At 47.8% G+C, this 21,614-nt stretch carries 15 protein-coding genes; 6 read left to right on the plus strand and 9 right to left on the minus strand.

Going from position 1 to position 21,614, the window contains the following annotated elements:
* Positions 1-6 precede the first annotated feature (6 nt).
* On the minus strand, positions 7-804 hold the full coding sequence (locus tag AC1XUF_RS30585) for a TlpA family protein disulfide reductase (RefSeq protein ID WP_483345679.1): 798 nt from the start codon (positions 802-804) through the stop codon (positions 7-9).
* Between the two features lie 319 nt (positions 805-1,123).
* Between AC1XUF_RS30585 and AC1XUF_RS30590 the strand changes: the two genes are divergently transcribed.
* Positions 1,124-2,383, plus strand: coding sequence for an Hsp70 family protein (locus AC1XUF_RS30590; RefSeq protein ID WP_483345680.1), 1,260 nt, complete (start codon positions 1,124-1,126; stop codon positions 2,381-2,383).
* 275 nt (positions 2,384-2,658) lie between these two features.
* Here AC1XUF_RS30590 and AC1XUF_RS30595 read toward each other — a convergent pair whose 3' ends face one another.
* Together AC1XUF_RS30595 and AC1XUF_RS30600 are read right to left on the minus strand one after the other, a co-directional pair.
* Positions 2,659-3,138 carry a hypothetical protein gene (locus tag AC1XUF_RS30595; protein ID WP_483345681.1) on the minus strand — a complete coding sequence of 160 codons (480 nt, stop codon included), beginning with the start codon at positions 3,136-3,138 and terminating at the stop codon, positions 2,659-2,661.
* A gap of 187 nt (positions 3,139-3,325) precedes the next feature.
* On the minus strand, positions 3,326-4,660 hold the full coding sequence (locus AC1XUF_RS30600; RefSeq protein WP_483345682.1) for an amidohydrolase: 1,335 nt from the start codon (positions 4,658-4,660) through the stop codon (positions 3,326-3,328).
* 290 nt (positions 4,661-4,950) lie between these two features.
* On the opposite strand from AC1XUF_RS30600, the gene AC1XUF_RS30605 reads away from it, so the two are divergent.
* From AC1XUF_RS30605 to AC1XUF_RS30615, 3 genes are all read left to right on the plus strand, one after another.
* On the plus strand, positions 4,951-5,718 hold the full coding sequence (locus AC1XUF_RS30605; RefSeq protein ID WP_483345683.1) for an SDR family NAD(P)-dependent oxidoreductase: 768 nt from the start codon (positions 4,951-4,953) through the stop codon (positions 5,716-5,718).
* Between the two features lie 35 nt (positions 5,719-5,753).
* Positions 5,754-6,647 (plus strand): helix-turn-helix domain-containing protein, encoded by an 894-nt coding sequence (locus AC1XUF_RS30610; RefSeq protein WP_483345684.1) that lies wholly within the window; start codon positions 5,754-5,756, stop codon positions 6,645-6,647.
* 230 nt (positions 6,648-6,877) lie between these two features.
* Positions 6,878-9,262, plus strand: coding sequence for an ABC transporter permease (locus tag AC1XUF_RS30615; RefSeq protein ID WP_483345685.1), 2,385 nt, complete (start codon positions 6,878-6,880; stop codon positions 9,260-9,262).
* A gap of 11 nt (positions 9,263-9,273) precedes the next feature.
* Here AC1XUF_RS30615 and AC1XUF_RS30620 read toward each other — a convergent pair whose 3' ends face one another.
* From AC1XUF_RS30620 to AC1XUF_RS30645, 6 genes are all read right to left on the minus strand, one after another.
* Positions 9,274-10,707, minus strand: coding sequence for a sulfatase family protein (locus tag AC1XUF_RS30620; protein ID WP_483345686.1), 1,434 nt, complete (start codon positions 10,705-10,707; stop codon positions 9,274-9,276).
* The gene (locus tag AC1XUF_RS30625) at positions 10,670-11,158 is read right to left on the minus strand and encodes a cupin domain-containing protein (RefSeq protein ID WP_483345687.1); all 489 of its coding nucleotides are present in this window, start codon (positions 11,156-11,158) and stop codon (positions 10,670-10,672) included. Before AC1XUF_RS30625 ends, AC1XUF_RS30620 begins: the two co-directional genes overlap by 38 nt.
* Positions 11,159-11,563: 405 nt before the next feature.
* A complete protein-coding gene (locus AC1XUF_RS30630; RefSeq protein WP_483345688.1) occupies positions 11,564-12,256 on the minus strand; it encodes a phosphonatase-like hydrolase in 693 nt (230 codons plus the stop codon).
* Between the two features lie 330 nt (positions 12,257-12,586).
* Complete coding sequence (locus tag AC1XUF_RS30635; protein WP_483345689.1) at positions 12,587-14,188, minus strand: SusD/RagB family nutrient-binding outer membrane lipoprotein; 1,602 nt, start codon at positions 14,186-14,188, stop codon at positions 12,587-12,589.
* Positions 14,189-14,206: 18 nt separating this feature from the next.
* Complete coding sequence (locus AC1XUF_RS30640; protein WP_483345690.1) at positions 14,207-17,557, minus strand: SusC/RagA family TonB-linked outer membrane protein; 3,351 nt, start codon at positions 17,555-17,557, stop codon at positions 14,207-14,209.
* A 530-nt stretch (positions 17,558-18,087) separates the two neighbouring features.
* The gene (locus tag AC1XUF_RS30645) at positions 18,088-18,279 is read right to left on the minus strand and encodes a hypothetical protein (RefSeq protein WP_483345691.1); all 192 of its coding nucleotides are present in this window, start codon (positions 18,277-18,279) and stop codon (positions 18,088-18,090) included.
* Between the two features lie 356 nt (positions 18,280-18,635).
* On the opposite strand from AC1XUF_RS30645, the gene AC1XUF_RS30650 reads away from it, so the two are divergent.
* Entirely contained in the window at positions 18,636-20,765 is a 2,130-nt protein-coding gene (locus AC1XUF_RS30650; protein WP_483345692.1) for a hypothetical protein, read from the plus strand.
* A gap of 285 nt (positions 20,766-21,050) precedes the next feature.
* Positions 21,051-21,614 (plus strand): CPBP family glutamic-type intramembrane protease (locus tag AC1XUF_RS30655; RefSeq protein ID WP_483345693.1); only part of this gene is annotated, 564 nt, incomplete at its 3' end.

Below are 21,614 nucleotides of genomic sequence, written 5' to 3' on the forward strand. Positions count from 1 at the left end.
TTCAAATCAAATCCGGACCGAAGTTTTGCCGAGCAGGTCTTTCAGGTCTTTGGACGAATTGCACAGTCCCATCACTTTGCCGTCTTTACCAATAACAAGGTGTGTCGGAAATTCACTGATGTTCAGGGTATCCATGACGTAGTCATTTTTATTTCCGACTGTTTTGTAGTCAAAACGCTTTCTTGCCAAAAACTTCCTGAGCGCCGGTTCAGAATCAAGTGCGACACTGAGGAAAATTACATCGCTACGGTCTTTATTTTTAGTGACCATTTCATTCAACTCGGGGATTTCCTGCACGCAGGGTACACAACCGATGAACCAAAATTTCATTACCACATACTTACCACGTGTATTTTCGGGCGTATAAGAATTGCTGTCCAGATCGGTAAAATTGAAACCCTCGAGAGGTTTGCCTATTTTCAGATAATAGCGGTAATCGGTGTAAGCCAGGGCACGCAACTGGTTCTTGATGTTTTCTTCCACGTCTGGTTTGAGCTTTTCCAATTTGTATTGGACGATCGAATCCCGTGCAATGTATTTGTAAACCGCAAATTGGCCGGTACCATATCTGGACATGAAACTGTCGGGCAACATAGGCCTCGAGTCCGTATCAAATGCCTCAAAATCCTTATAAAATTTGAGATTCTTCGAATAATAAGACCAAAAGTGCTTGAAATCCGACATAGCTGTTGCGGTCCCTTCGACCGGCTTTCCAAGTCTGGCAATATCTTCTGAGCAACCGCCTGCTAATACCAGGCCGACCACAAAAAGTATTTTTGAAAGTTTTGAAAATGCTGACATCATTGCTTAGGTTAAATAAGGATACGGCGAATTCAGGCCCTATAAATTTGATATTATTTATTATGCGATCTGCTTCCCTGATAGGTCATTTTTTCAGATCAGGCAAAATGACAGGGTTAACAAGCCACATCAAAAAAATAATTGATAGGTCTAATCCCAGTTGGTACAAAACAAACTGTAACAACCGGAATATTCTGCATCACATTCCTGAACTTTTTTGGCATATCAGTTCAGTCACACTTTGAAAAACAACTCTTAATCGGGACATACATTTGCATTGCCGCCCAAATAATCAGAAATTGCGCGCCCAATTTTCCAAAAGATGACAACTTCTGTTTTTTGCGGTATTGATTTCGGTACTTCCAATTCGAGCCTGGCAGTAGCCAATCAAGACAATGTATTTCTGATTCCGGTTGAAAACCACCATACCACCATTCCCAGCGCCATGTTCTTCGCCCGAAAGGACAACGAAGCTTTTTTTGGGCGTGAGGCGACCGAGCGTTTCCTTGCCCGGCAGCCGGGAAGATTAATGCGAAGCCTGAAACGGGTACTGGGCACAACAGTCATGCGGCAAGGTACGATGGTCAACGGCGAACTGATGAAATTCGATCAGATCATTGCCGCATTTCTGGACCAGATGAAACGCAAGGCGGAAGCCGATTGCCAGACAGAACTCAAGCATGTGGTTATGGGCCGCCCTGTCCATTTTACCGACAATGATCCTGCGGCGGATCAAAGGGCAGAAAACGAACTGAAATCTGTCGCAATGAGCCTGGGTTTTGAACACGTTGGGTTTCAATTCGAGCCGATTGCAGCTGCCTTTGCCCACGAAGCGAGAGTAAGCGGCGAGAAACTGGCAATCGTCGTAGACCTGGGTGGCGGGACCTCCGATTTCACAATCATCAGACTATCCAGAGAAAATGCGAAAAAGCACGACAGGGGCAGCGATATCCTGGCTAACACGGGTGTCAGGCTTGGCGGAAATGACTTTGACAAAGACCTGAGCCTGGCTGAGATGATGCCAGAACTGGGCTTTCGCACCAGATACGGGGCCAAAAACCTAGAAGTGCCCTCCTACCACTATTTTGATCTTTCCGAGTGGAGCAAAGTGAACTTCCTCTACACAAACAGGACGATATTTCAGGCCAAGCAATTACTCCGGGAAACGCATGATCCTACGCGTTATGGCAGGTTGATCAGCGTCCTCGAACAGGAAACCGGCCACGCCGTACTGGCCGAGACCGAAAAAATAAAAATTGGCCTTACTGGTAACAACAAGTACGTCGCCAACCTCGACTTCATAGATCAGGACCTGCGCATTGACGTGGTAAGGGAGGATTTTAACTCTGCCATCGGCACGAAAACGGAACGTATTGTGCTTGCTGCCCGCGAATGTCTCAGGGAGGCAGGCGTATCGCCGGAGGCGATACGCCTGGTGATCATGACTGGCGGATCTACCGAGATACCGCTCATCCAGGAGCAATTCCGGCAACTTTTTCCGTCGGCAGAATGGTCGGAAGAAAACAAGCTCTCGAGTGTCGGCCTGGGGCTGGCTTACGATGCACGCAACCGTTTTTCTTAAGAAGAAGTTTGGCTGTAATATAATTCAGGCTGTCAACATGTATGGCTGGTATTCCCTTTGTAAGCCCAGTCAATTCAATATACTCACGACCGGATTGATAGTCGATATAAAAGGGTTCGATGGGATATTCCATCACGGAATCAATTCCCACCGTTGTGAAAATCAGGCAAAGGGGCAGTGAATAGGCAAATCACTAAAATGGGCATTCGGAGAAGTGTATGTAGGATTGATTTCCTGAGTGAAAATATGGAGAAAGAATTGGCCTGGTATAAAAATCAATCTTTGATAATGATTTTAAAATTTACATCCGTGTCCTCGGCAATTTTTGGTATAACGGCATAATAAGAGGTTTTTCCGTAACTTCCATCTGCCTTTTTATAAAGCGTAATATGATAATCTAGGGTGTTTTTTTCACAATCTCGTATCAGTTCCTGGCTTAGAAATCCCGTAGAGAAAATCGACGAATATCTCCCTACCAATAGCGATTTTGACTTAAAATCTATATTTGGAGCCGAGCCAAAACTGGACTGATCTAGATAGGTGTTGTACGCAATATCAGATTGGATAATTATAGCTCTTTCAACAAGACCCGGGTCGTCATTTTTTATAGTAAAACTTTGATTTTTACTTGCGACCAATTCGTATGGGACTGAACCATCAACACAAGTTATGACGTATGCGGACGGTTCTTTACAATGACTAAATATCAAGCAAACAACCACTATCGTTGTGGCCATTGAAGTTCTGTTTTTCATATTTAATTTCGACAGGGTTAAGCTGGTTCTTTGCCCCACTGTAACTATTCAGAGTTATCTTTAGGCTAGTATAAATACTGCTATCCTAAAACCCCGATCAAAGGATCGCTGGAACAACGTAAAAAACAAGTACTAAAGAGTATATAAACGCCAACATTCATAGTTGGGCAACAGCAACGAAGTATAATCAAAACACGATTTCCCCGCGGTGGATCAGCGATTTAACAGGCGATATCCGGGAAACGGCTTCTGCCGAGCAGCTTGCGTCGATCAATACCATATCTGCCCGGTCGCCTGCTTTTGGCCAGCTCTGATTCCCCTTATCGTCCAGCGGAAGAATATCATGGGTAGCAATTTTCAGGATCCTTGATAGATCAAATTCAGTTCGGTAACCGTACAGCTGTGCAGCCAGGTTTGCTTTCTGCAGCACACTGCCCGTCCCAAACGTGCTCCACCAGTCTATAATGCAATCGTTACCGGCCATCACATCCACACCGTATTTATAAAGTACCGGAATGGGCATGATCGTTCCTCCGAAAGGGATGGTGGACGCAATGCCGATTTTTGCATCGGAGAGCTTTTCAGCTGTCTCTTCTGTTTTGGCTTTATCGAGATGGGCAAGCGCGAAGCCATGGCTGACGAATGTCCTTCCTTTTAATACAGGGTTTTCAGTGACTTTGTCGATCAGGTATTGGATCGTCTTCATCCCGGATTCGCCGCTTTCATGAAGGTGGATATCAATCCCTTTATGGTTGTCCAGGGCAAGCTGAATGATAAAGTCCATATGCTTTTCAATCGAGCCGTCGATACTCGTCGGGTCCAGTCCGCCTATGAAATCGATATCCATTTGGGCAGCCTCTTTCATCAAACCCTCAGTCTTGGTGTAGTAGATACCGTGCTGGGGAAATGCCACCAGCTCCGCCTGAAAAGAACCTTTCTTGTTTTCAAGCGCTTTCTGGAGGTTTTTCAATGAGTTGAGCCCCGAAGTAGGCTCAATATTGACGTGCGATCTTGCATAATTTGTGCCGTAAGACTGCATCAGTTCGATCAGCTTTTCGCTTCGGGCTGTGGAGGTTTTGAGGAGTTCAGGGATAATCTGCTGCTCATAGGCGATCATATCCTTCACCGACTTGTTCCGGGCCAGCTTTGCTTTCCAGGGAAGCCCGTAAAATGTTTTATCCAGGTGAATGTGCATATCCCTGAATGCCGGGAGCATCAGCAGTCCTTTGGCATCAATGGCGTTCGGGTCGGGTTTATGGGAAAGGATAGCCTTTATTTTCCCATTGAGCACCTCAATGTTGAACAGCTCCGTTTTTGTACGGACCACTTCCCCTTCCTCATCATATTCGAAACCCGTTTCCAGCCTCACTTTTTTCAAGGTAAATGATTTCCCTGCCTTGGCGGGTTGCCGCTGCCCGGAAGCTTCTGATGGCGATGCGTTCAAGATACCGGCACCTGCAGCCAGGAGCATGGATGATCGTGTGATAAAGCCCTTGCGGGACATGGGGCGTGGTTCCATCATTTGTAGTTTGTACAAAAATAATAGTCCCTACGCCAAAACAAGGCAGCATTCACCTGATTAACTTGTATCACCTGTAACACCAGCAAGTTTCCGGCGGTAAAATCATATTCCCGGACACGGCATCTACCGCGAGGGCCATGGAAATTGCCGGTGAAGCCATATTCGCATTTCAAGACGCCGCCATGAGATTGTGACCGGCATCAGTGCCGTGAAATGTATAAGTAATGCCTTTAAATGTGAAAGTGTGTACCGATTGGCTGAGAGATATTTGTTCCATTAAAATTTAAATCATGGAAACAGAAAATCAAAAACCAAAAATCGTGCTGGTAACTGGCGGCAGCCGGGGTATCGGGAAGAGTATCGCACTGAACGCAGCAAAACGGGGACTGGGCGTTATCCTGACTTACAACACGCATTCTGAACAGGGAGAAGCGGTAGTCGGCGAGATCCATCAAAACGGTGGCAAAGCCGTTGCTTTAAGATTGGATTCGGCCGATATCCAATCTTTCGACAGTTTCAAAGAAGCGCTTTCGCAGGTTCTGAAGACCAATTGGGACCGGGAGACCCTGGATTACCTCGTCAACAATGCGGGCATTGCCCAGCGGAGCGCTATCAGGGACACCACCGAAGCCATTTTTGACGAACTTGTGAATGTAAATTTCAAAGGGGTGTTCTTTCTAACCCAAAAGCTCATTCCGCTGATCGTCGACGGCGGTCAGATCATCAATATCTCGTCTGGCCTGGCCCGTTTCGCATTTCCCGGTGTAGCGGTTTATGGCGCGCTTAAATCGGCATTGGAGGGATTAACCCGATACTTGGCAAAAGAATATGCCGACAGAAAGATCCGTGTCAACAGCGTTGCGCCGGGAGCGATTGACACGGAATTCGGGGGCGGAAAAGGCGATGAGGACCACCGTCGGCAAATTGCAGGCACAACGGCCCTGGGGCGCCTTGGCGAAGCGGAGGACGTAGGTATTTTTGTCGCCTCCCTCCTATCGGACGACAGCAGATTTGTCAATGCGCAACGCATTGAGGTAGCTGGCGGGATTTATATCTGATCCCAGGGTGTTAAAAGGCATCTAACCCATGCATTATGGAATTTGTAGATATCAAATCGCTTTCTGAACTGCACGAATTTTTTCGCTACGCCAAGCCGAAACATCCGCTCATATCTGTTGTAGACCTGGCGAAGGTGGACCGGTCACACCGGAAACCGGACGTGGCCTACCGTATCGACTTATACTCTATCGCCTGCAAAGAAATAGAAGGAACATTCAAGTATGGACGGACTACCTACGATTTTTTTGAAGGAACGCTGATGTTTACCGCGCCGGACCAGGTTTTATCTCCCGGCGCAGAAAACAAAGTGACTGGTTGGGCGGTTTACATTCATCCTGACTTTTTCCATGCGAGTCCCCTGGGACGGAAATTGACAGCATATTCGTTTTTCGGGTACGATATGAACGAGGCCCTGCATGTCTCCGAAGACGAAAAGAAGGTTCTCGGCGATTGCGTCCAAAATATCCAGAGAGAGATTGCGGGCAACCTGGACAACCATTCCTATCACCTGATCCTGACCAACCTCGAACTGATTTTATCTTATTCCGCACGGTTTTATGACCGCCAGTTTTTAACCAGGGTCAAAGCGAGCCGCGATATTGTCGAGAAGTTTGAGAGGTTGTTAACCGATTATTTCGCCCGGCCCTCACTCATCGACTCAGGCTTGCCCGAGGTGGGATATTTTGCTTCGCGCCTGAACTTATCTGCCAATTACCTCTCCGACCTGCTGGGCAAATATACCGGAAAATCAACCTACGAGCACATCCACGCCAGGTTGGTCGACAAGGCAAAGTCCCTATTATGGGGTACCGAAAATTCCATCAGCGAAATTGCCTACGATCTCGGTTTTGAGCACCCCTCCCATTTTACGAAGGTTTTCAAAAACAAGACCGGCATGTCTCCCAGACAGTTCAGAAGCCTGAATTAGTACGTGAAGTTGTAAAGCCCCCTCTGTCCATTGCAGCCTTGTTCATTTTTGAACAGGTTCGTCCGGTAATGGACGAAAAATCAATTGATTATTATATAAGAAATTCACAACCAATAAATTACGTAAATGGTACAATAGTTTTTGAGCCTAATATCTACACCTATTTCGCCCTGAGAACTATGCTACGTAACTACTTCAAACTTGCCTGGCGGCATCTTATAAAACAAAAAATGTACGCTTTTATCAAGATTGGCGGTTTTGCCATCGGGGTTGCGGCGTGTTTTCTTATTGCGTTGTTTATCCGTGACGAGCTGAGTTATGACCAGCAGATCCCCAATAAAGAACAGATTTACAGGGCAGTCAATAAGGGGCTTGTTGACGGTAAAGAATTGAAGTGGAGCTATATGTCCGCGCCGTTCGCAAAGGCGCTCCGCGACGATTATCCGGAAGTGGAAAAAACGGGCAGGCTGCTAGACAGCGAGCTCTTTGGTGCCGGTCCCAATCAGATCAGAAGGGCGGATAAGCTTGAAAACGTATATGAAGAAAAATTTGCCTATGTAGACCAGGATCTGATCGGGATCTGGGGCCTGAAAATGATCATGGGTGATCCCAAACATGCGCTGGACAAACCGAATAGCCTGGTGATCACCAAGTCCAAAGCGGATAAGTTTTTCCCCGGCGGGAACCCGATAGGCCAGGTGATGATCATCAATGATGACGAAAAAAATCCGCGTAAAGTTACCGGGGTGATTGAAGACTTTCCTCATAACTTTCATGTCAATGTCGATTTTCTAATGACCCTGGCAGGGATCAATTTTTATGACGGGGAGCAAACCAATTGGCTTGCAACCAACTACCATACTTATCTTCAGCTAAGAAAAGGCACCGACGTTTCCAAATTTGAATCTAAACTCGCCCAGCTTACCAAGAAATATTACATACCGCAAATGCGGCAAAGCGGACAGCAGGTCGACGAAAAAAAGATTGCCTCCGAACAAAGCTACGTTGTGCAGCCGGTTTCGGAAATCCATTTGACTTCTGATGTTTTCGACGGGTTGAACCATGGCGATATGCGGTTTGTGTGGCTCTTTGGTTGCATAGCCGGTTTTATTCTCCTGCTGGCCTGTATCAATTTTATCAATCTCTCTACGGCCAAGTCGGCCAACAGGGCAATCGAGGTCGGACTTAGAAAAACCGTGGGTTCCGAACGCAGCAGCCTTGTCAATCAATTTCTGACCGAGTCGTTGCTGATCAGCTTCATTTCCATTACCCTGGGTGTGACGCTGGCGTGGGTGTTGCTGCCGTTCTTCAATACCCTCTCCGCCAAAGTGTTGGTTTTCCCGATCGCAGCATGGTGGTTAGCCCCGCTTCTGATCATAAGCTCGTTATTCATCGGCGTATTGGCGGGCATATATCCGGCAATTTATTTGTCTGGGTTTAATCCGATCAGCGTCCTGAAAGGACAGCTGAGTAAAGGCAGCAAAGGAGCCGGACTCCGTAGCAGCCTTGTGGTTTTTCAGTTCACCACGTCTATTATCCTGATTATCGGCACCTTCGTGATTTACCGGCAGGTCAACTATATCCTGAACGCCAAGCTTGGCTATGACAAGGATCAGGTAATCCTCATTCAGGGTGCCGCCTCCCTGGGGAAAAATGTGACTGCCTTTAAAGAGGAGGTCAAAAAGTTATCAGAAGTGAAAAATGCAACTGTAAGCGATTATTTGCCTGTGAGCGGTACTAAGCGCGATGGAAACCTCTTCTGGCCCTTCGGTAAAACCAAAGAGACAGAACCCGCGCAAGGGCAATTCTGGGTCGCTGATCCCGACTATATCGAAACATTGGGGATCAAACTTGTAGAAGGCCGTAACTTTTCCAGGGACCGAAAAACGGATGCCCAGGCTGTTATCATCAATCAAAAACTCGCCAAGGAGCTCAACCTGAAGAACCCGATCGGCAAGCATATTACCAATTATTCAAACAGCGGCAACGATCTGGAAGTGATAGGAGTGGTGGAGGATTTTCATTTCGAGTCACTTAAAGAAAACATCAAAGGCCTTTGTCTGGCCCTTGGGGACAGTCCTGGTATTATTTCAGTGAAGGTGAATACCGGGAACATGCAACATGTTATCAAGTCCATTTCAGGCATATGGAATACCCTGGCACCGAATCAGCCGATCAGGTATTCGTTTATGAACCAGCAATTTGCACGTATGTACGACGACGTGAACAGGATGGGCCTTATTTTTACCAGTTTTGCAGTTTTGGCGATCATTGTGGCCTGTCTTGGATTGTTCGCGCTATCGGCCTTCATGGTAGAGCAGCGCAGCAAGGAGATCGGTATCAGGAAAGTGCTGGGTGCTTCTGTGGAAAGCATTTTGTCCCTGCTGACCGGCAATTTTCTCAAGCTTGTATTGATCTCCACCATCGTCGCCTCGCCGATCGGCTGGTATATGATGCAGAAATGGCTGCAGGATTATGAGTACAGAATAAGCATCACCTGGGATATTTTCGCCCTGGCCGGCCTGCTGGCGGCAGTGATTGCGATTTTGACAGTCAGCTATCAGGCAATCCGGGCCGCTTTGATGGATCCTGCCAAGGTAATGCGATCGGAGTAGGTTTGTCGGGATTATAACCGGGGTAGGGACTTCCACCAGGTCAGTAATTTCTTACTGAGCTCGTCCCTTACCTTCGGCTCCCCGGATGCCAGGTTATTGGTCTCTGCGAAATCTTTAACAATATGATAAAGCTCCTTCCCACTGCCGTCGTGATTCATTAAAAGTTTCCACTCGCCCGACCGAATCGCGAGTTGTGGACTCCTGTCGCGGTCTTTCGGGTAGGCGTAGGCGATGTTGTTCCGTCCGTATTCCCAATACATTTCTTTTTTTCGGAAAGACGGCTTGCCGAGCAAGACGCGCGACCTATCGATACCATCCGATTGATAATCAAAAGGTAATGCAACGTCCGCAAGTTTCGACAAGGTGGGCAGCAGGTCGGTTGCGTGCAACTCCGACCGTTCATCGGTCTTTCCTGCGGGAATATGTCCCGGCCAGCTCACGATAAACGGCATGCGGATTCCACCCTCATACAACGAAAGCTTGGATCCCCTGAACCCGCCGCTCGTGCTACCGCCGAAAGTAGGGAGCGCGCCATTGTCGCTGGTGAAGATGATGATCGTATTGTCAAAAAGCCCCCGCTCTTTCAGGCCGTCGATCAGCCGACCGATCTGAATATCATATTCTTTCAGGACGCGTTTGAATGCGGCTTGTTCCTGCGGCTGGGCCGATTCGCCAGCGTCAGGTCTTGGCACCCAGGGCGTATGTACATCATCGGGCCAGAGGTTCACAAAACACGGCTTCCCCTTGTGGCGACTCATGAAATCCAGTGTTTTATCGACAAAATAAGCGGTCCGGCCCCACCTCTTAATACTATCCTTATCAGACCAGATCCAGTTCGTAGCAGTCAGCGCCGGGTCGGGTTCCGGGCTTTCGTAAGTACTGGCGTGCTCGTCAAATCCATATTTTTCAAACTTCGGAGTGTCGGTTACGTCCCGCCCGCCGCCCATGTGCCATTTGCCAAAATGCCCGGTGGCATAGCCCGCATTCTTAAAAAACTTGGCGATGGATGGTGCCGCGGGGTTCAGAAAATCAATCTGCTCGGCATCTTTGTTGTGGCTCTTTTTATCAAGATAAGTGGCGAAATTCCATTTCCCTGGCTGCATTCCTGTGAGGATGCTGACCCGGGACGGAGAACAAATAGGCGCCCCGCTATAGTACTGTATAAGCTTCAACCCGTCGGCCGCAAGCCTGTCGATATGCGGCGTAGGCACCGTATGGCCTCCGAACGTTCCAACGTCCCCAAAACCCATATCATCGGTGAGGATGATGATGATATGGGGCTGCGTTTTGGCCTTCCTTGCAGTCTTGCCTTCGCCTGTTGCCAGTATACAGAGAAACACCAACCAAAATCCTGCCGATATTTTAAATAGATTGAATCCTTTCATGACGTAAAAACCGGTTTCTTCACTAGCCCAGATAATCAGCCGGATAAAGCTTCTGACCATACTTTTCTGCGATAGTCTGCATCTTTTCCGGATCGGGCTTCTCTCCTTTTTCGGCCGCCGCTCCGGCAACCGCTGCGATTTCGAGAAAAAAGGCGTCCAGCCCGGCGGGTACCACCGTACAAAGCAGACGGGCTGTCTGATCGGTTTTATTTTTAAAACAATGTACCGCCCCCCCTTTGGGAATAGCGGCATAGCTTCCTGGACCAGCTGTGTAAGCACCTTGCTCCGTTCTAATTTCCACTTCTCCTTCCAAAACATAAAAGGTTTCATGGAAACCTGCGTGCGCATGAGGCCCCGGCCCGCCTCCCGGCGGAACAGTCATTTCGATCGTGGCATAATCGCCATGGGTCTGATCGCCCGACACGATGATCCGGTAGCTCCCGCCCGCCATAGGCAGCATTTTTCCTTCTGTCGCGCCAACAATACTTGCGGGCTTTTTCTGTTCTTCCATTCTGATAGTTTTAACTGTTGAATTCTTCAAGTTTTCTAAGGAACCGGATCAGGCGATCAGCACTTTGTCGACCTTGCCATGAACGTCCGTTAAGCTGTAACATCCATCAATTCGGGAACGCCGCTGATCAGTTCGTTTCGTGGTTGCCATGGCGCGCTGCTTCGTCTTAAGGGAGCAAAAGATCGATCGCCAATTGCCTGGTGACGAACATGCAGGATGCTACTATTAAATGCGCGGATCAGCCAATCGCGCCTCGGCGAGAGATCGTGGCGCTTGTCGCCTGGGCGATCCGCTTGGGTGGTTTAAGATTAGAAGCGGGCTCCACGCTCTTTTTTATCGTCCGTCATCGCGAAAGTTCTTGTGGCAAGCAGTTAAATGGCAGCTCAACAACGTTTCGCACGTTAATCAATCGACAAGGACCTTATTGACACCTTCAAGAATCCCCAGCAATTCGACGAGATCGCCTATGATGTAGTCTGGGTTGGCCCCGCGAAGCTGCTCGGGCGTGTGCGCGCCGGTGGTGATGCCAATGCTCAAACCGCAGCCTGCGTTTTGTCCTTCTTCAATATCGATCGCCGAATCACCTACTTTTACCACCTCGCTTGCATCAGTGATCCCCAACTGTTTCATGGCCAACAGGATCATATCGGGGTTCGGTCTGTTCAGTTCAACATCCGAAGCGGTGATCAGACAATCGAAATCAACGCCCGGCGTCCAGCCTATCTTTTGGATCAGTGCTTCGGCCGTCTGCCGCTGATAACCCGTGTTGAGCACAACAGCGATATCATGCCTCCTCAATGCATGAAAAACAGCAGTAGCATGATGTTGTTCAAAAACATCCTGCGTACCGTAAGCATCATCAAGCATGACCATGAACCGCTCAAAAATATCCGCAGCGACAGCATCGTCATCGATCTGCTTCAAGGCCAGAATGCTCCTGATCGCCTGCAATTTCTCCTTTCCGGCGCCCTCTGCCAGCACTTCGTCAAGCGTTACGTCCACGCCCTTTTCATTGACAGCACGCTTAAGGGTTTTATATACCACATTATTTTCGTTGACCGTGGTCCCCGCCATGTCGAAAACGACCATCTTAATCATTTTGCCTATCTGTTTATTTTGAATGACTTGTTGATCTATCATCTGCTTTCAATCTATCAGGTCCATTGTTCCAACAAAGTACATGATGATTTACGACCGTTTGGCTGCAGGGGACAGGTCCCCCCGCGTTCAAAAAAAGGCACATAAGATCTTGTTCAGTGTGTCCTGCCGAGAGGCTGCTAACCTCAGGACCAGATCGCATAGGTAGCCAGCTTCAATGCCCAAGGTTGCAATTTAGCCATATTGAGTAATAGAAAACAGAAAGATAACTAGCAAAAATGCCGTTTCCAATACTTGGAGACGGCATTTTTGCTAAGACAGAGGGGGTTATTATGGCATATACCAGGGTTTTACGGATTTGTCGTCTGTGCCGCCCGTAACGGCTTTCCAATTGTCGAAGTTGGAAGTTACCTCAGCTGGCGGGTAAGTCAGTCTGTTGAAATTCAGGGACTCGCTTGTTGGCGCAAGCGGCACATGAGGGGTTGCGTTTCCGGTGCGGCGCTGTAAAGTCCATGCGTCAAAAGGCTGGTGAAACAAGGAGATCCAGTGTTGCTTGTAGATCTGGCTCAGTGCAGTGGAAGGAGTCGCACTGTAAGCAACCGCAGGATTGGCCAGCATTGCTGCTAAACTGGCATTGTCCGGGGCGGCAGCCGGTTTGTTGACCACCCAGACTGCCGAGCCGTTCGCCAATTTATACCAAAACTTAACCGAAGAAGTAATTCCCTCTTCATAGAATTGCTTTGCGCTCGCCTGGTTGGCTGCCGCCCCGCCGATACCCCTGTTGTACACTTCGGCTTTCAGAAAGGCGATCTCTGTGCCTGTCAAAAGCAGATCTGGAAAGGTCTTATCCCCTATGTAATAGATGTTTAAAGGGGAGTAATAGTAAGTACCCTTCGAAACCCAGGTTGTTAGCCGGCTGTCCGCATAGGGATCATTTAACCCCCCATCGGTATCATTCCTGGTTTCAGTCAAGACGTCGGCAGGAGGGTTTTGAGGATATGGCTTCCATTTACCGGCGCTGTTGGGCTCGAAGAAAATTTTAGCCCGCAAATCAAAAATGCCTGAGCCGTCTTCCGCATTGGTACTGGACATCGCGCTCCACATGGTTGAGCCCATTCTTACGTAAGAGTTACCCCTGTAATTCCCCGCCCTGTCCAGCAGCCCGGTCACCAGCGAAGCGTCAATCCCTACATATTCGTCAGCTCCCAAAAGCGGCTTGGTGAGAGCTTCTGCAATAATCGCATCCGCGGCTGCGGTGTTTTTTTCCCTCATCACCAGGGCATATTTAAGCCTGAGGGAGTTGGCAAATTTGACCCAGGTCGGAATATCATTCTTGAGCAACGTTTCGCTTGATCCCATCGAAACCTGGTCGGCACTTGTACTGAAACCATCAACGGCCGTTTTCAAATCTGCCAGGGCAGCAGTAAATATCTCCAGCTGTTTATCGTAAGCCGGCCTGTAATAGTCCGATCCATATATCGACTTGGCCGCTTCCTCATAGGGCATATCGCCGTATAGCGACGTCGTTTTCAACGTCTTAAAAGCCATTACAGTCTGCAGCATCGCTCTTATATTCGTCATTTTGGCAGCATTCGGGTCGGCATCGAGCAGCTCGATCGCCTTGCGATAGTCTACAAACGCGTAATAGTAGTTTTCCCAGGTCCCGCCCACCTGGTTGTCAAGCCGGTATCCCGATGCGGCATAATTGGCTGCCAACTGAGTTGCCTGGTACAAAAACGTGGAAGCAAGGCCTCTTCCGGTTTCTGTCATGCTGGAAACGATGCTGTTGTACAAGGCCGGCACAGTAACCGAATACTGCTTGTTATCCCATGGGTCGTTGATACTTCCAAAATCCTTTTCGCAGGATGTGATCATCGCCAGCGAGCAGACGATCGCCAGTGACAAAACTGTTCTGTTAATATATGTCTTCATTTTGTAATCAATTAAATGTTAAAACTGGGTCTTGAGGCTAACACCATAGGATCTGATACTGGGCATACCGGACCATTGCAATCCCTGCCCGTTCCCTACGCCGTTGATGGCTTCGGGGTTCAGGTGTATCGGCAGACTGGAATACAGGTAGAAGAGGTTTCTCCCGGTTACCGATATGGTCAGGTTTTGGAATATTTTGGTTTTGGTAAGTACTCCCTCCGGCACACGGTACGATAAAGAAATCTCGCGCATTTTAGCCCAGGTATTTTCGAAAACAGACAAGCTCCTTGGCACGTTAAGGTGCGTCCATCCCGCATAAGAACCTGCATATTTGTAAATTGGACTTACCACCCTGTCGTTCTTTCTTTCATCATCCACGTTGTACCCGTCCATGATCACCCCTACGTTTGCCGTGGACCCGTCCGGATAAGTGTAGGGTAAGCCCCCACCGTTTCGTTCAACTGTCGTTTCAGGGGCAAGTCCGCTACCCATCGCCGTAGAGTGGTCGATAGAATAAATGTCACCGCCCAATTTGAAATCAATCAGTCCGTACAGGGAAAAATTCTTATATCTGAAAGTGTTCCCCATACCTCCTGTCAGCTTGGGCGCTGCATTACCAATGGCCACAGGTTCGTTGGATACCTTGTATTTGGTACCGTATACATTGCCGGCAGCATCCTTGATATTATAGACTTGTTTATTCCCGTTTTCATCTCTTACAAAGTCGGTGCCGTAAATGGTCCCATATTTTTCGCCTGGAGTCACTTTCATAAATGCGCCCAGGTTACCAAATACATCCGCTATACGGAGCTCCCTCACACCCGGAGCGAGTGAGATTACCATATTATTATTCTTGGCACCATTGAGCGTCACATTCCAGGAAAAGTTGGTCCTTTTAACAATGCCCGCATTAATAATAAATTCAATACCCCGGTTTCTTAATTCTCCTGAATTAAAAGTAACTACGCTTGCGCCTGATGAGGGGGCAATATCCGCCGACAGGATCTGATCGACTGAATTGATATTGTAAAATGTAAAATCGACATTCAGCCTGTCTTTCAGGAACGACAAATTGGTCCCGACTTCGATCGAGCTGGATGTTTGAAAACCTAATTCATCCGGGCTTAATGTAGTAGGGACCGAATTGGTCGGCTGACCACCAAATGAGCCCACGTCGTAGGTACTGCCGAGCTTATACGGGTCGCTCGCATTGGCGCTCCGGCCATAAGCCAGGCGTAGTTTACCAAAAGAGAGCACATTGCTCGCCGTTCCGATATTGAAGGCATCGGTAAACACAAAACCGAGGCTGGCCGAAGGGTAGAAAGTCGAGTTCTTGTCCGGGGTCAGTGTTGAGTTTACATCGTTTCTTCCTGTAAGTTCTAAAAACAGGTAATTCTTATAGCTTAAATTCAATATACCCAATACCGACTGCGACTCTACCTCATATCGTCTTTCGACCATCTTATACCTGTCGGGATTTGCCTTGTCGGTGGATATGATATTATTGAGTGAATAAACACCGGGTACAATGAATTTGCCCGAATTGGTTCCGCTGATGCCGCTTGCTTTATTGGAGTAGGCATTAAACATTGCCGACGCGCTCGCATTGAAACCTTCAAAAAACAAATCCTCCTTATGCGCCGTAATCATCGCATCCGTATTGATGATTTTGGTTTTGTCGAGATCTTTCTGGTACATCCCGCCCGATACTTTATCGGCATTGGTCGTATTGTTAATGGTTTCGAATTTAGATGAAATCAAATTGCTCGAATTCCTCACAAAAGCATTCAGCCAGGGGGTAATTTCGGCGTTTAATTTGATGGTCGAAATTAATTCGTCGCGGTTCAGACGGCTGTTCTGCTCATAGAATCTCCAGTAGAGGTCCTTTCCATATTCCTGATGCGGATACGTACTTCCAAAGTCGCGTTTCGAGCCGTCCGCATTTTTGTAGTACATTTTTTCAAGCGGCTTATATTCCCTCGACATACCATAAATTGAAAATTTGGCCCAGGAGTTGTTATTCCCAATGTCCGGCGTGTTAAAGCGGTAACTCTGATTGTACCCGATGTTCACGTCGGCACTGATTGCCTTGGATATCTGGATACTTGATCCCAACGACAAGCTGGTATTGTTGTTGGTCGTATTGGGGACTACAGCTTTGGCGTCGGTACGCGAAATAGCCAGGCGAAGTGTTCCAAAATCGTTGCCGGAAGAAAACGAAACACTGTGTGTTGTTTCATTACCTTGCTGATAATAAGACTTTCTGTTGTCGGGCTGAGGGGAGTAAGGCCTTAGCTCACCGTCCCACCAGCGGACCATCTGGCCTTCCAGTTTCGGTCCCCAGGAAGCACTCGCGCCAAACCAGCTAAAAATATCCCAGGTATTGAAGCCTCCCGGAATTGTACCATGCACACCGCCGATTCCACTGCCGCCGGTACCGTAGCTTGATCCGCCGTATAGGGTCGGCAGGTAAGATTCCCCTGTGCTGGTTTTGGGCAATTGGGGATTGGCAGACCATAACCCGGCAGCAAATCCTCCACCATACTCATTTTGTACATCCATAAACCGGTATACATTCGAAAAGTTGGTGGAGAAATTGTAGTTGATACCTATCCCTTTTTGCACCATCCCCTTTTTACTTGTAATCAGAAGCACGCCGTTTGCACCTCTCGCGCCGTATAAGGCAGCGGCACTCGGCCCTTTCAGTACGGAAACACTTTCCACGTTATCCATATTCACGTAGCTCATGTAATTCCCCCAGTCCTGAATATTGTCCTGCCCCGAAATGTTGGATTGCGCAGTAGGCGTATTATCGAGAATCGCCCCATCGATAACGATCAATGGCTGGTTGTTACCGGTCAAACTATTGTTCCCCCTGATGACAATCTTTGAAGAAGCATTACCGATCCCGTTGCCTGTTGAGATATTCAAACCGGCCACTTTTCCCATCAAACCCTGGGCAAGGTCTACAGGTGCGGCAACAGTAATATCACTTCCCTTTACCTGCTGCACGGCATAGCCGACAGATCGTTTTTCTTGCTTAATCCCCAATGCGGTGACAACAACCTCGCCGAGTGAACTGGCGTCTTCTTCCAGGACGATTTCAAAAACCGTTTTGTTTTCAACAGGGATTTCCTTCGTTTTAAACCCGATAAAAGAGGCGATCAGTGAAGTACCGGGCGAAGCATTGATACTGAATTTCCCGCTGGCGTCGGTGGTAGTCCCGGTGGTGGTTCCCTTTACCAGAACAGAGACACCGGGCAACGGCTTACCGTCCGAATTGCCCGTAATTTTCCCGGTCACAATCTGCGCGACTGCCGGGGAGCTAACCATCAAAATGATGACCAGCACAAGTAAAAACTTTTGCATAGGATAAATTGGGTTAAGGTGATACATCGACCTTCATGCCACAGAGGATCAATAAATTATGGCAGAAAAATAAATGTTGAGCCCAATATTAATAAACTATTTTATTAATTCACCGGCACCTCGAAATTTTTTTAATAATTAAACGCTATTATCTAACGATACTGACCTCAAATAGCAAATATTACAACTGTTAATTAATAATTACCCAAAGGATCTTTCAAAAAAGAAGTAAATTACAGTACACTACAGGATGCGAAAATCCAGAACACTGCAATTGAACTTTTGCTATAAGTATTTCATTCAAATAATTGATAATTAATGAATTACACGCTAGATTATATAACTAGACGACCCCGGCACACAAAAAACACCCTCTGTGCTATACGTCTTATAAAAAGTTTTATCAGCGAAAAACGTCCGGAAGGTGCTTTTTGTGACCCTATGTTTGGCTGTTCATCGAAATAGGTTAGTCCCCCCCAAAAGGGTTCGCCTTGTTCTCTCTGCCGGTTTCCATAGGCTCCGCATACCTCCTACTGATCTGATTTAGTGGCTGTATGCCGGTTGAATTCGCTTGGCAGATATTCGTGCGCCGTATGGCTGAATTCTGCCTTGTGAGTGGTTGTCACGATTTCATCAGGATGGACTGGCTGCGGTTTCTTGTAAGCTGAAGGGTCGTAAGGCTGAAAACGGAACTGATGTTCCAACAGATTATCCTTTTCCATTTGCTGCTATTGGTTCCTGATCTTTTACCCGACTTATCGCTGGTGGGGTCTTCCAGGAATTGGATGATGGACGTATGGTCAAAAAACCTGCGGGCAAACTTGCCCCCGCGCGACCAGAGAAGGCTTTATGGGGTATTGCGCACAGCTTCCCAGCGGGTTGCAAAACGGCCTTTTCAAAAATTCAGTTTCCCAATCCACAGGAGCGGTTTTGATTGACGGGCTCTTAAAGAAGGCAAATTGGACAGTTTCGGTACTTAGTATGAATGATATGATAACGCAATCATGGCAGTAGCCTCTTTAAGATAGCCGTCAGTATTAGGTGCGTTGTCATGGCTCAAACTACTCCCCTGCATTGCATGAAATTACTCTCTTACTGGATCCTGCTGCTTCCCTTTCACTTATGGGCCCAATCTGTACCTGACCAAAAATTCATCCAGGAAGTGGCGACGGTCCATTCGTCCAAAGACGGGTTGCCGGATGGGAAAGTGGACCGCATCACGTTAAAAGACAATCAGCCTGTCGCGCTGGTAAAGGGTAAATCCGTGCAGTTTAAGGATGGAAAGTGGATTGCGGTTCCCAATGAAAAACCAGTGCCCCAGCCCGGGTTACCTCTCATTTCGGGTACTAAAATACTTGCCGCTGTGCGGTACCGGGGCGGATTTGCAATAGGCTGCGAGGAGGGTTTATATTTTTATAAAAATGGTAAAAAACCAGAGCGGATTTTTCCGAAAAATGAACAATACAACTGGTCGCTGAGAAATGTAGCCGCGCTGGTAACCGATTCGAAAGGGCGCCTCTGGTTCGGTGCGGAAGAAGGTGTGGGTTACCTGGACGAAAATCAGTGGAAACTGTTTACAGGCAAGGAAGGGCTACCCTGCAACCAATTCACCTGCGTTGCTGCCGGCCCGGACGATATTGTGTGGTTTGGCACCAAAAAAGGCGCAATCGAGATTGAAAACAACCAATTCAAATATCGTTTCAGCCGTCGCTGGCTGCCTGACGATCATGTCAATGCAATTACGGTGCAGCCCGACAACGGCACTACCTGGATCGGGACCGACAAAGGCGTCAGCCAGATCGCCCGGGTTTCATTATCGCTGGAAGATAAAGCACACCTTTTCACCAAACAGGTGGAAGAACGGCATAACCGCATGGGCTTTATCGCCCAGAGCCATTTGAAGGAACAGTTCGATGTCGCTACCTCAGAAGTCGCGATCTCGGACAACGACGGCATGTATACCGCCATGTACGGAGCGGCGCAGGCGTTCCGATATGCCGCCACGGGCGATGCGGAGGCCAAAGCACTGGCCGACCGGAGTTTCAGGTCCTGCAAATGGCTGGTGGATATTTCACATGAAAAAGGTTTTCCGGCGCGGGTGATTATCCCGGTGGACTGGCACGAGCCGGTGAACGACATATACAGCCGGGAGGCCAATCTGTGGCACCAGCAAAGCGACCCGATGTGGAAGGACATCTACCCGCGTTTTCCAAAAAGCAAAGACGGCAAGTATTACTGGAAATGCGACACCAGCTCGGACGAACTGGCTGGCCATTTTTTCTTCTACGGCATTTATTACGACCTGGTGGCCAAAACAGAGGAGGAAAAGCAGGCCGTGCGCGACGTGGTCGGCGACATTACCGACCATTTGATTCGCCATGGCTATAAGCTGGTGGACCACGACGGCAAAGTGACCCGCTGGGGCGATTTTTCGCCGGAATACTTCAATTCGGTGTATGGCTACGACCAGAGAGGGCTCAATTCCATGATGATGCTCTCGTTCCTGAATGTGGCAAAGCATGTGACCGGCGATAAAAAGTACGACGCGGAGGCCAAAATCCTGCGAGACAAGTACAATTACCACATCAATGCGATGCATCCAAAGGAATTCTTCCCGCCTGAAAACGTAGTTCCGTGGGACAATAACCTTTGCCTCATGAGTCTGTACGGGCTGATCAACTACGAGACCGACCCGTCGTTGTTACTGATGTACCGGCAGGGGCTTGAAATAGCCTGGCAGCATATCAGCAAGCAGAAAAACGCATTCTGGGACGCAATATATGCCTCACTCGCCAATCGATTCACCCAGCAGGCTGACCAGAAAATGTTTGAAAACAAAGGACTTTTTCCCGAAAACAGGCTTTATGCTTCCAAAGTTGTCAAAGAGCATTACAAAGGAAATTACCGGCCCGACTACATCCTCGAAACCCTGCAAAAAATTCCGCTGGACCTGATCGGCTACACCATGGATAATACCCACCGCCTCGACGTTATTTTCGACTCCTCCCCGATGCAGGAAAAAAACATCGGCTGGCGCGTTGACGGCTATGCGTTACCGGTAGACGAGCGCGGCCACGTGCGGCAGGACCGGGATGGATTTGCACTACTTGCCTCGGAAGGTGACGGACATGACGAACATGAAGGGACTTTCTTTCTGCTGCCTTATTATATGGCTTATTACCATGGGTTGCTGAGGGGTGGGAAGTAACTTTTTGCACCCATACCCATGCCGGAGGAATTTCCTAAGATTACCCGCTCGTTGACCCAGAGTAGATAATGTCATCGTTGGCCTTAAAGTGGTCAGCATTTTTATCTCTTAGGGCGCCATTTGTATAGGAATGCCGTTCCATCGTAAAACCAGCGACCTCCAGGTTAAAGACTTATGAGCTTCAGTAAACTTATAATAAAAATCAAAGGAATAAAATATCAAGCATCTACAAGAATATTTCTCAGTATAACGGCAATAGCCTATTGTGTACAAATCATAGCTGCTATGGATTTTGCAAAAGCCGCTTTGGTCAATCCAACAACGGCAGTTAGCGTAGGACTTTTAGTGTATACTATTGAAGTCCTGATTGCGAAGGTCTATTTGGGAGACAGTAAGAAATTGTTATGGATTCCATTTGCGACGGATAAGATTTTACGGGGAGTATTGGTTTTTCTTGCTGTTTTTGGCCTGACATCACTGTGCGTGAAACAATTCGACCAAGACACGGTTTTCTCCGGCTTTGATGATTTGTTGCCATATTTATTGATTTTCATTTTAAACCTGGTGCCAAGTGCAATGACAGAGGAGTGGCTATTCAGATTTTTCCCAAAAGTCGTAGTTTCACAGAAAAGCACATTGTACTCGATACTCTTTTATACTGGTACAGCCTTTCTATTTATGCTCATGCATCTTCCAAAATTTTATTTGCAGGGAAATGTATTTGGCTTATCCCAGGTTTTTATCGCGGGGATAGCATTTTTTATAATCTTCCATGCAACGCAAAACTTGCCTTTTGTAGTTCTGATCCATGCTTTTACAAACAATGCCTGGTTTATATATGATTCACGT

The organism is Dyadobacter sp. HNCC25DJ185, assembly GCF_056895195.1.